Origin of the sequence: Pseudomonas sp. EA_35y_Pfl2_R5 (genome assembly GCF_963970805.1) — a bacterium.
Taxonomy (GTDB): domain Bacteria; phylum Pseudomonadota; class Gammaproteobacteria; order Pseudomonadales; family Pseudomonadaceae; genus Aquipseudomonas.
Window position 1 is genome coordinate 20,077 of the sequence record NZ_CAXAOW010000022.1, and the last position, 11,042, is coordinate 31,118.

An 11,042-nucleotide genomic window follows, 5' to 3' on the forward strand; every position below is an offset into this window, starting at 1 on the left:
CCGTTATCACGCATAGTGACGAACCTCACCCGCGCCTTCGATGTTGTCCACGCAACGACCACAGATTTCCGGATGCGCCGGGTTCACCCCAACGTCCTCACGGTGGTGCCAGCAACGGGCGCACTTGGCGTGGCCGGACTTCAGCACTTTCAGCTTGAGCCCCGCCACTTCGGTTTCCACAGCATCGCTCGGCGCGCTGGCGAGCGGCGCCAGGCTGGCGGTAGAGGTGATCAGCACAAAGCGCAGTTCGTTACCGAGCTTGTTCAGATCGGCGATCAGGCTGTCTTCAGCGTACAGGGTCACTTCAGCCTGCAGGTTGCCGCCAATGGCCTTGGCTGCGCGCAGGTTTTCCATTTCCTTGTTCACCGCGACCTTAACCGCCATAACGCGCTCCCAGAACGCACGATTCAGCTCGAAGCCTTCTGGCAGTTCACTCAGGCCTTGATACCAACCATTGAGCATCACCGACTCGTTACGCGCACCCGGCAGGTATTCCCACAACTCATCGGCGGTGAACGACAGCACCGGAGCGATCCACCGCACCAGGGCTTCGGCGATATGGAACAGCGCGGTTTGACAGGAACGTCGCGCCACGCTGTCAGCCGCAGTGGTGTACTGACGATCCTTGATGATGTCGAGGTAGAAGCCGCCCAGCTCCTGCACGCAGAAGTTGTGCACTTTCTGGTAAACGTTCCAGAAGCGGTAGCTGTCGTAAGCCTCTTCGATTTCGCGCTGCAACAACAAGGCGCGGTCTACCGCCCAGCGATCCAGCGCCAGCATGTCCTCCGCCGGCAGCAGGTGCTGCGCAGGGTCGAAGCCGCTGAGGTTGGAGAGCAGGAAGCGCGCGGTGTTACGGATGCGCCGGTAGGAGTCGGCACTGCGCTGCAGGATGACCTTGGACACGGCCATCTCACCCGAGTAGTCGGTGGACGAAACCCACAGGCGCAGGATATCGGCGCCCAGACTGTCATTCACTTCCTGCGGAGCAACTACGTTGCCCAGCGACTTGGACATCTTGCGACCGTTCTCGTCGACCACGAAACCGTGAGTCAGCAGCTCTTTGTACGGTGCGTGGCCGTCGATGGCCGCGCCAGTTAGCAAGGACGAGTGGAACCAGCCACGGTGCTGGTCGGAGCCTTCCAGGTACAGATCGGCACGCGGGCCGCTGGCATGGCCGAGGTTGTGCGAGCCGCGCAGCACGTGCCAGTGAGTAGTGCCGGAGTCAAACCAGACATCGAGGGTGTCGCTGATCTTGTCGTAGTCGGCGGCTTCATCACCCAACAGCTCGGCGGCGTCCAGCTTGAACCAAGCTTCGATGCCTTGCTGCTCGACCCGCTTGGCCACTTCTTCCATCAGCTCGGCGCTGCGCGGGTGCAACTCGCCCGTCGCCTTATGCAGAAAGAACGGGATCGGTACGCCCCAGTTGCGCTGACGCGAGATGCACCAGTCCGGACGCCCGGCAATCATGCTGTGCAGGCGCGCTTGGCCCCAGGCCGGAACAAATGCAGTCTGCTCGATGGCAGCCAGTGCACGTTCGCGCAGGGTGTCGCCCTCGTTAGGCTGCTTGTCCATGCCGACGAACCACTGCGCGGTGGCGCGGTAGATCAGCGGGGTCTTGTGCCGCCAGCAGTGCATATAGCTATGCTGGATGGCTTCGTGCTTGAGCAGAGCGCCGACTTCTTCCAACTTGGCAACGATGGCCGGGTTGGCCTTCCAGATAAACTGGCCGCCGAAGAACGGCAGCTCGCTAACATACACACCGTTGCTCTGCACCGGGCTGAGGATGTCGTCGTTGCTCATGCCGTAGCCTTTGCAGGAACGGAAGTCGTCCTCGCCATAGGCTGGGGCCGAGTGCACGACGCCAGTACCAGCGCCCAGCTCGACGTAATCGGCCAGGTATACAGGGGCAAAGCGCTCATAGAACGGATGACGGAAACGGATCAGCTCCAGCGCCGCGCCTGGCGTGGTGGCGATCACTTCGCCCTGCAGGCCATAACGGGTCAGGCAGCCTTCTACTAGTTCTTCGGCCAGCAGCAGCAAGCGCTCGCCGGTGTCGACCAGCGCGTAGGTGAATTCAGGGTGAACGTTCAGCGCCTGGTTAGCCGGAATGGTCCACGGCGTGGTGGTCCAGATCACGATGGACGCCGGTTTCGGCAAGCTGGCCAGGCCAAAGGCGGCGGCCAGTTTGTCGGCATCTTCAACGACAAAGGCCACATCGATGGCATCGGATTTTTTGTCCTGGTACTCGACCTCGGCCTCAGCCAGTGCCGAACCGCAATCGAAGCACCAATTGACCGGCTTCAGGCCCTTGAACACAAAACCTTGCTTGACCATCTCGGCCAGGGCACGAATCTCCCCGGCCTCGTTGGCGAACGCCATGGTCTTGTAGGGGTTATCCCAGTCGCCGAGCACGCCCAAGCGGATAAAGTCGGCCTTCTGCCCTTCGATCTGCTCGCCTGCGTAGATACGGCAGCGCTCGCGGGTCAGGTCGGACGGCTGATTCTTGCCGAAGGTGGTCTCGACCTTGTGCTCGATCGGCAGGCCATGACAGTCCCAACCCGGCACATAAGGGGCGTCGAAGCCGGCCAGGGTCTTGGAACGGGTGATGATGTCCTTGAGAATCTTGTTGACCGCATGACCGATGTGAATGCTGCCGTTGGCATAGGGCGGGCCGTCGTGCAGGACGAACTTCGGCCGGCCTTCGCCTTGAGCGCGCAGCTTCTGATACAGGCCAATCTCGTTCCAACGCTGCAGGATCTGCGGCTCGCGCTGCGGCAGGCCGGCTTTCATCGGAAATTGGGTATCAGGCAGATTCAGCGTGGCTTTGTAATCGGTCATTTCAGGCTCTTCGTAAGCGATTGGCACCCAGCAGTTGAAGCCGGGGGCTTAAACGCGCCAATGGGCACGGGCGGCAGCAATATCGGCAGCAATAGCCGTCTTCAATGCCTCAAGGGAGGCGAAACGCTGCTCATCGCGCAGCTTGTGGTGGAAAGCCACCGTCAAACGCCGGCCATATAAATCACCGGCAAAGTCCAGCAAATGCACTTCCAAGTGAGCGCGGCCATCACCGGCCACGCTCGGGCGCACACCTATGTTGGCGACACCCGGCCAGGTTTGGCCGTCGATCTCAGTGCTGACCAGGTACACACCCTTGAGCGGCACCCGCTTGCGCTTGAGCTGCACATTGGCGGTCGGCGCATTCAGCTGACGACCCAGTTTCTGCCCGTGCAACACCCGTCCGGCGATCTTGAAAGGCCGCCCGAGCAAGTGCTGCGCCAAGGCGAAGTCACCGGCATCAAGGGCTTCACGCACCCGCGTACTGCTGACCCGGATGCCATCCAGCTCGACCGTGGTCGCGGCCTCAACACTGAAGCCTTCACGCTCGCCGGCCTCGGCCAAGAAGGCAAAGTCGCCAGCGCGGTCGCAGCCGAAACGGAAGTCATCACCCACTTCCAGATGCTGCACACCCAGGCCTTCCACCAGCACGCGATGCACGAACTCAGCAGCACTCAGCTCACGCAAGCGGCGGTTGAAGCTCAGGCACAACACCCGATCAACGCCCTCGGCCTCCAGCAAGGCCAGCTTGTCGCGCAGCCGCGCCAAGCGCGCCGGTGCGGTATCGGGAGCAAAAAACTCACGCGGCTGCGGCTCGAAAATCAATACGCAGCTGGGCACACCGAGCTCGGCGGAGCGCTCACGCAAACGCGCCAAAATGGCCTGATGACCACGATGGACGCCGTCGAAATTACCGATAGTGGCGACACAGCCCCGATGCTGGGGCCGCAAATTGTGTAGGCCTCGAACCAGCTGCATAACGCGCTTCTTGCTCATAAAGTGGCCGATTATACGCACACCGGGCAGCGGACAACAGGCAGCAAATAAGCCTCAATCAGACTGAGCTGCGCCGCGCAAAGTCCCGCAAACGAAAACCCAGCAGCGCCAGCACGACTAGATAGGCCAGCATACCCACACCAACCAGCCCGCCCAGACGCAACAAGCGCCAAAACATGGTGCCCCCCGACCAGGCCGGCAGTTGCTGCATGGTTAGCAGCAGTACCGCCACCATCGCCAGCAGCGCAAGCAGCAATTTACCAAAAAACAGCGCCCAACCCGGCTGCGGCTGGAACATGTCGCGCTTGCGCAGCTGCCAGTACAACAACCCAGCATTCAAACAGGCGGCTAGACCAATAGCCAGCGCCAAGCCGGCATGGGCCAGGGGAATTACAAAGACAAACAGCACATTCATCGCCTGGGTCGCCAGTAGCGTCACCAGCCCGATACGCACCGGTGTCTTGATGTTCTGTTGGGCGTAGAAGGCTGGAGCAAGAATTTTCACCAGAATAATCCCGACCAGCCCGAGCGAGTAAGCAATCAATGCACGCTGGGTCATCAAGGTGTCGCCGGCAGTGAACTTGCCATACTGGAACAGTGAAGCGATCAGCGGCTCAGAGATAACCGCCAACGCCACTGCACTGGGCAGCGCTAACACCAGACAGAGACGCAAGCCCCAGTCGAGCAACTTGGAATAGTCCGCGCGGCTGGCGCCCGCATGGGTTTTCGACAGAGCTGGCAACAAAATGGTGCCCAACGCCACGCCGAGCACACCGGCTGGCAGCTCCATCAAGCGGTCGGCGTAATACATCCAAGACACCGAACCTGCGATTAGAAAGGAGGCGAAGATGGTGTTAATGATCAGCGAAATCTGGCTGACCGACACGCCAAAGATCGCCGGCCCCATCTGCTTGATCACACGCCACACGCCAGTGTCCTTGAGATTCAGGCGAGGCAGCACCAGCATGCCGATCTTGTGTAGGTGCGGTAGCTGAAACAGCAACTGCGCCAGGCCACCCACCAGCACCGCCCAGCCGAGGGCCATGATCGGCGGATCGAAATAGGGCGTCAGAAACAGGGCGAAAACGATCATGCTGACGTTCAGCAGCGTCGGCACAAAAGCCGGCACCGAGAACCTGTTCCAGGTGTTGAGCACCGCCCCCGCAAGGGACGACAGGGATATCAGCAAGATATAAGGAAAGGTCACCCGCAGCAGATCGGTGGTCAGCTCAAAGCGCTCCGCCTCATCGGCAAAGCCTGGGGCGGACGCCCAGACAATCCACGGCGCGGCGAGAATACCAATAAAGGTAACCAGCGCCAGCACCAGAGTCAGCAGCCCCGTCACATACGCCAGAAACGTGCGCGCCGCCTCATCACCCTGCTGGGTTTTATATTCGGCCAAGATCGGCACAAAGGCCTGAGAAAACGCGCCCTCGGCAAAAATCCGGCGCAGCAGATTGGGCAGTTTGAACGCCACCACAAAGGCGTCTGAAGCCACGCCAGCACCAAAGGTGCGAGCAATGATGGTGTCGCGCACAAAGCCCAATACACGCGAAAGCATGGTCATGGAGCTGACGGCGGCCAACGACTTGAGCAAATTCATGTAGTATCCCGGCTCCGCAAACAAGCACTGGCGCGCAAAAGCGACGAGTGTAGCGGTCTGCCACTGGTCAGGCCAGCACAGGGAAAAGCCATCAGGCTTGACAGCACTCCCTCATATCGGCATGATTCGCGGCCTTATTTGTTTGTAACCCCCAGAATTTTTTCGAGGAGCTTGACGGTGGCCAATACACCTTCTGCCAAAAAACGCGCAAAACAGGCTGAGAAGCGTCGTAGCCATAACGCCAGCCAGCGCTCGATGGTCCGTACCTACATCAAGAACGTCGTCAAGGCTATCGAAGCCAAAGACGTAGCTCTTGCCACCACTGCTTACACCCTGGCTGTGCCAGTTATCGACCGCATGGCCGATAAAGGCATCATCCACAAGAACAAAGCTGCTCGTCATAAGAGCCGCCTGAATGGCCACATCAAGGCCCTGGGCGAAGCTGCAGCTGCCTAAGCTGTTAGCGACACGCTGATTGTTCTTAAAAAACCGGCTTAATCGCCGGTTTTTTATTGCCTACAAAATGGCCATCAACAAAAAGCCCGAATCGCTTCGGGCTTTTTGTTTAGGGCTTTTGTGGCCAGGGCAGAATCGGAATGGCTGTCACCGCATTCTGCGGACTACCCTCGATTACCCGATCGCTGTAGACCAGATAAACCAGGGTATTGCGCTTCTGATCGAAGAACCGCACCACCTGCATAGTCTTGAATACCAGCGAGGTGCGCTCACGAAATACCTCTTCACCCTCCTTGAGCTTGCCTAAGAAACTGACCGGCCCAACCTGGCGACAGGCAATCGAGGCCTCAGCCCGATCCTCAGCCAAACCCAGGCCGCCCTTGACGCCACCCGTCTTGGCCCGCGACAGATAACAGGTCACACCCTCGACTTTAGGGTCATCGAAGGCTTCGACCACGATCTTGTCATTCGGCCCCATCAGCTTGAACACCGTCGAGACTTCGCCGACCTGCTCGGCCGCCGCCAAGCCAGGAAGCAACGCCAGCGCACCCAGCAACCCGTTTACCACTCGCATTAGCCTTCCCTCAAATCAGGATCAAGTTATCCCGATGCACTAACTCGGGCTCATCAACATACCCCAGCAACTTCTCGATAGCATCCGAGGACTTACCGATGATTTTTTGCGCCTCAAGCGCGCTGTAGTTAGCCAGGCCACGGGCAATCTCGCGACCATCCGCCGCGACGCAGACCACCATCTCACCGCGGCGAAAGCTACCCTGCACGGCCTTCACGCCAACTGGCAACAAGCTCTTGGTGCCGGTCGCCAACGCCTTGACCGCACCATCGTCCAGCACCAGGGTGCCACGGGTCTGCAGATGCCCGGCCAACCACTGCTTGCGCGCCGCCAGCATGCCGCGCTCAGGCGCCAGCAGCGTACCCAAGCGCTCGCCCGTCTTGAGCCGCGCCAGCACCTGCTCAATCGCCCCACCGACAATCACCGTATGCGCACCGGAGCGAGCAGCCAGGCGCGCCGCACGCAGCTTGGTCTGCATACCACCACGCCCCAGCGCACCACCCACACCGCCAGCGACTGCATCCAGCGCGGGATCATCGGCGCGCGCTTCGAAAATCAGCTCGGCATTGGGGTTGTGACGCGGGTCGGCGTTATACATACCGTCGCGATCGGTGAGGATCACCAGCAGATCAGCCTCAACCAGATTGGCCACCAGCGCAGCCAGGGTGTCGTTATCACCAAAGCGGATTTCATCGGTGACCACAGTGTCGTTCTCATTGATCACCGGCACCACATCAAGATCCACCAGCGTACGCAGCGTACTGCGCGCATTCAGGTAGCGCTTGCGATCAGACAGGTCGTCATGGGTCAGCAATATCTGCGCCGTGCGCCGGCCATGCTCGGCAAAGCTCGACTCCCACGCCTGTATCAGCACCATCTGGCCAATCGCCGCGGCCGCCTGCAACTCATGCATGGCGCTCGGCCGTGCGCTCCAGCCCAGCTTGCTCATACCAGCCGCCACCGCACCGGAGGACACCAACACCAGCTCGACACCCTGCTCACGCAGCGCAACCATCTGCTCAACCCAAACCGCCATCGCCGCGCGATCCAGACCACGCCCATCGGCGGTCAGTAGCGCACTGCCAATCTTCACCACCCAGCGCTGCGCACCGGTTACCTTGTCACGCATGATCTTCCAACCTTAGCCGCGACCTGTGATTACAAAAACGCCGCAATTAAGCGGCGTTTTGTAGTTGCTTAATCCCGGACGTAAATAATTTCCGGGCCATCATCTTCGTCTTCTTCATCCCAGAAGCTGTCGTCTTCATCGACTTCACCGACCGCCTTGACACCAGAGCGACGCAGCGCACGCTTGTCGTCCAGCGCCTGCAGCTGAGCGCGCGCCTCATCTTCGATGCGCGTATCCAGCTCAGCCAGCTCGGCTGCGTACTCTGGGTTTTCCTGAATGCGCTCAGCGCGCGCCTCAAGGAAGTCCATGATGTCATAACAGAGCTTCTCAGTGCCCTGGCGCGCCAAGGCAGAAATCACATAAACCGGTCCAGCCCACTCGATCCGCGCGACGATTTCAGCAATCCGCGCCTCCTGCTCCTCATCGAGTATCTGGTCAGCCTTGTTCAGCACCAGCCAGCGCTCGCGCTCAGCCAGCGACGGACTGAACTTGGTCAGCTCATCAATAATGGTGGCTGCCGACTCAGCCGGATCGGTCAGATCTAGCGGCGCCATATCGACGAGATGCAGCAGCAGACGGGTACGCGACAAATGCTTGAGGAAGCGGATACCCAAGCCAGCACCGTGAGAAGCGCCCTCGATCAGCCCCGGAATATCGGCAACCACGAAGTTTTTGTAGCGATCGACACTGACCACACCCAAGTTTGGCACCAGGGTGGTGAAGGGATAGTCGGCGACTTTCGGCTTGGCGGCCGACACCGAGCGGATAAAGGTGCTCTTACCGGCATTCGGCAAACCTAGCAGGCCGACATCGGCCAACACCTTCAATTCCAGCTTGAGATCGCGTGCCTCGCCTGGCTTGCCCGGCGTGGTCTGTCGCGGTGCACGGTTGGTACTGGACTTGAAGCGGGTGTTACCCAGACCGTGCCAACCACCCTGAGCCACCATCAAGCGCTGACCAGAGCGGACCAAGTCGCCAATCACTTCCTGAGTACCAGCATCGATCACCGTGGTACCAATCGGCACCGGCAGGATCAGGTCCTCACCCTTGGCACCGGTACAGTCGGTGCTGCCACCCTTCTCGCCATTCTGCGCCTGGAAACGACGGGTATAGCGGTAGTCCACCAGGGTATTGAAGTTCTCGACGGCCTCGATATACACCGAGCCACCATCACCACCATCACCACCGTTGGGGCCGCCTTTTTCGATGAACTTTTCACGACGAAAAGCCATCATGCCGTTACCGCCGTCGCCGGCTTTTACAAAAATCGATACTTCATCGACGAATTTCATCTTTACGCCTCCCGCAATCACGCGGGTCATCTAAACCGAGAAACACTAGGTTCTTGCAAAATTGACCTGCATTCAAATCGAACGCCAACACCCAGGACAGTTTGGCAAGAACCTCAAGAAACAAAAAAGCCCCGTCGCAAGGACGGGGCTTTCCCAGCAGTCGCGCTATTAAGCCGCAACGACGCTCACGTAACGGCGGTTGAACGCGCCTTTTACTTCAAACTTGATCACGCCTTCGATTTTCGCGAAGAGTGTGTGATCTTTACCCATACCAACGCCGTAACCAGCGTGGAACTGGGTGCCGCGCTGACGCACGATGATGTTGCCTGCTTTGATAGCCTGGCCGCCATACATCTTCACGCCAAGGCGTTTGGCTTCTGAGTCGCGACCGTTGCGGGTACTACCGCCAGCTTTTTTGTGTGCCATGAGTTCAATACTCCTATAAAGGGATCAGACCGAAACGAATCAGGCCTGGATACCGGTGATTTTGATCTCGGTGTACCACTGACGGTGGCCCTGGCGCTTCATGTGGTGCTTACGACGACGGAACTTGATGATGGTGACCTTGTCGTGACGACCTTGAGCGATCACTTCAGCAACAACTTTGGCACCTTCAACAACCGGAGCGCCGATTTGAACGTCGTCGCCATTGCCGATCAGCAGAACACGGTCAAAAGTCACAGCTTCGCCAGTGGCCAGCTCGATTTTTTCGACCTTGAGGAATTCGCCTTCGGTGACTTTGTATTGCTTGCCACCAGTAACAATTACTGCGTACATGGTAAATCTCCGTTAATCCTGCTCACCCAGCGCTTTATAGGAATAAGTGTCGGCTGGCATGGCTGCTTGGGGCCTTAAGGACACCCTTGCAATTGCGTAAGGCAGGGAAATACCCAGGGGGAAGTTCAGGGTGCGCGATTATACGCAAGCAATCGACACCATGCAAGTGCGCCAAGCGCTTGCCTTGACAGCCCCTACCCTGCCCCATAGCATGCCGCGCAACCCATGAGTAGCAGGTGCAAGCGATGCAACCCCAGGCTTTCTACCGCGTGGTGGCGGATGACTTTACCGCCGTCGACGGCATCATCCGCGCGCAACTGGTGTCGCGAGTCCCTCTGGTCGAAAAGATCGGCGATTATATTATCTCCGCTGGCGGCAAACGCCTGCGCCCGCTGCTGGTTCTGCTCAGTGGCAAGGCCTTGGGTATTGAAGGCGACAACCTGCGCCTGCTGGCCGCCACCATCGAATTTCTGCACACCGCCACCCTGCTGCACGACGACGTGGTCGACATGTCTGACATGCGCCGCGGCCGCAGCACCGCCAATGCCCAGTGGGGCAACGCACCGAGCGTGCTGGTCGGCGACTTCCTTTATTCGCGCTCGTTCGAAATGATGGTCGAGCTAGGCTCCATGCCGGTGATGAAGATCCTGTCCAAGGCCACCCGGGTGATCGCCGAAGGCGAAGTGCTGCAGCTGTCGAAGATTCGCGACGCCAGCACCAGCGAAGAAACCTATATGGAAGTCATCCGCGGCAAGACCGCGATGCTCTTCGAGGCTTCGACCCATAGCGCCGCCGCACTGGCCGGCGCCAACACCGAACAGACCGAAGCCTTGCGCACCTTTGGCGACCACCTCGGCGTAGCCTTCCAGCTGGTCGACGACCTGCTCGACTACCGTGGCGACGCCAGCACTTTAGGCAAGAACGTCGGTGACGACCTGGCCGAAGGCAAGCCGACTCTGCCGCTGATCTACACCATGCGCGAAGGCACGCCCGAGCAGGCGGCTCTGGTGCGCCAAGCAATCCAGAAAGGTGGCATCGAGAACCTGGAAAGCATCCGTGATGCCGTGGAAGCTGCCGGCGCGCTGGACTACACCGCGCAACAAGCCCGCGACTATGCCGAGCGCGCCATCGCCTGCCTGGATGCACTGCCACCCAGTGAATACCGCGACGCGCTGATCGAGCTCAGCCGCTTTGCCGTAGCCCGCACGCACTAAGACTTGCCGCGACAGACAAAAGCCCGCCCATGTGGCGGGTTTTTTATGGCTATGTCCCAAGACCGTGTTGCAAGGACTACGCTTTAAGGCAGACATCCGCTTGTGAGGTCAGCCCACCATGGATACTCAAGCCTTTCAGCGCTGGTTGGCCCAGGTGAGCCAGCTC

10 protein-coding genes are annotated in these 11,042 nt (G+C 59.5%); 2 read left to right on the forward strand and 8 right to left on the reverse strand.

Translation table 11 applies throughout. The annotated features are described in order from the left end of the window. Nucleotides 1-6: 6 nt before the first annotated feature. From ileS to murJ, 3 genes are all read right to left on the reverse strand, one after another. Nucleotides 7-2,838, reverse strand: coding sequence for an isoleucine--tRNA ligase (gene ileS / locus AACX99_RS21240; protein ID WP_339414407.1), 2,832 nt, complete (start codon nt 2,836-2,838; stop codon nt 7-9). Nucleotides 2,839-2,886: 48 nt separating this feature from the next. Beyond that, entirely contained in the window at nt 2,887-3,813 is a 927-nt protein-coding gene (gene ribF, locus AACX99_RS21245; RefSeq protein ID WP_339414409.1) for a bifunctional riboflavin kinase/FAD synthetase, read from the reverse strand. Nucleotides 3,814-3,889: 76 nt separating this feature from the next. Continuing rightward, the gene (murJ, locus tag AACX99_RS21250; RefSeq protein ID WP_339414410.1) at nt 3,890-5,434 is read right to left on the reverse strand and encodes a murein biosynthesis integral membrane protein MurJ; all 1,545 of its coding nucleotides are present in this window, start codon (nt 5,432-5,434) and stop codon (nt 3,890-3,892) included. A gap of 177 nt (nt 5,435-5,611) precedes the next feature. Here murJ and rpsT point away from each other — a divergent pair, with 177 nt between their 5' ends. Further along, nucleotides 5,612-5,890, forward strand: a complete 279-nt coding sequence (rpsT, locus tag AACX99_RS21255; protein ID WP_136663161.1) for a 30S ribosomal protein S20 — start codon at nt 5,612-5,614, stop codon at nt 5,888-5,890. Between the two features lie 109 nt (nt 5,891-5,999). Here the strand turns inward: rpsT and AACX99_RS21260 are convergent, their stop codons facing one another. The 5 genes from AACX99_RS21260 to rplU form a co-directional block, all read right to left on the reverse strand. Then, nucleotides 6,000-6,464: a CreA family protein gene (locus AACX99_RS21260; RefSeq protein ID WP_339414412.1), complete on the reverse strand. Its 465-nt coding sequence runs from the start codon at nt 6,462-6,464 to the stop codon at nt 6,000-6,002. A 10-nt stretch (nt 6,465-6,474) separates the two neighbouring features. Continuing rightward, nucleotides 6,475-7,593, reverse strand: a complete 1,119-nt coding sequence (gene proB, locus AACX99_RS21265) for a glutamate 5-kinase (protein WP_339414413.1) — start codon at nt 7,591-7,593, stop codon at nt 6,475-6,477. A gap of 68 nt (nt 7,594-7,661) precedes the next feature. Then, nucleotides 7,662-8,885, reverse strand: a complete 1,224-nt coding sequence (cgtA, locus tag AACX99_RS21270) for an Obg family GTPase CgtA (RefSeq protein ID WP_339414414.1) — start codon at nt 8,883-8,885, stop codon at nt 7,662-7,664. 168 nt (nt 8,886-9,053) lie between these two features. Then, entirely contained in the window at nt 9,054-9,311 is a 258-nt protein-coding gene (rpmA, locus tag AACX99_RS21275) for a 50S ribosomal protein L27 (RefSeq protein ID WP_085584170.1), read from the reverse strand. Between the two features lie 39 nt (nt 9,312-9,350). After that, on the reverse strand, nt 9,351-9,662 hold the full coding sequence (rplU, locus tag AACX99_RS21280) for a 50S ribosomal protein L21 (protein ID WP_339414415.1): 312 nt from the start codon (nt 9,660-9,662) through the stop codon (nt 9,351-9,353). Between the two features lie 245 nt (nt 9,663-9,907). Here rplU and AACX99_RS21285 point away from each other — a divergent pair, with 245 nt between their 5' ends. Beyond that, nucleotides 9,908-10,876, forward strand: a complete 969-nt coding sequence (locus AACX99_RS21285; RefSeq protein WP_339414416.1) for a polyprenyl synthetase family protein — start codon at nt 9,908-9,910, stop codon at nt 10,874-10,876. Nucleotides 10,877-11,042 lie beyond the last annotated feature (166 nt).

What these genes read in the sequence shown, in the direction of transcription:
- ileS (WP_339414407.1), bottom strand. Translation starts at nt 2,838, where the DNA reads ATGACCGATTACAAAGCCACGCTGAATCTGCCTGATACCCAATTTCCG.
- ribF (WP_339414409.1), bottom strand. Translation starts at nt 3,813, where the DNA reads ATGCAGCTGGTTCGAGGCCTACACAATTTGCGGCCCCAGCATCGGGGC.
- murJ (WP_339414410.1), bottom strand. Translation starts at nt 5,434, where the DNA reads ATGAATTTGCTCAAGTCGTTGGCCGCCGTCAGCTCCATGACCATGCTT.
- AACX99_RS21260 (WP_339414412.1), bottom strand. Translation starts at nt 6,464, where the DNA reads ATGCGAGTGGTAAACGGGTTGCTGGGTGCGCTGGCGTTGCTTCCTGGC.
- proB (WP_339414413.1), bottom strand. Translation starts at nt 7,593, where the DNA reads ATGCGTGACAAGGTAACCGGTGCGCAGCGCTGGGTGGTGAAGATTGGC.
- cgtA (WP_339414414.1), bottom strand. Translation starts at nt 8,885, where the DNA reads ATGAAATTCGTCGATGAAGTATCGATTTTTGTAAAAGCCGGCGACGGC.
- rpmA (WP_085584170.1), bottom strand. Translation starts at nt 9,311, where the DNA reads ATGGCACACAAAAAAGCTGGCGGTAGTACCCGCAACGGTCGCGACTCA.
- rplU (WP_339414415.1), bottom strand. Translation starts at nt 9,662, where the DNA reads ATGTACGCAGTAATTGTTACTGGTGGCAAGCAATACAAAGTCACCGAA.
- AACX99_RS21285 (WP_339414416.1), top strand. Translation starts at nt 9,908, where the DNA reads ATGCAACCCCAGGCTTTCTACCGCGTGGTGGCGGATGACTTTACCGCC.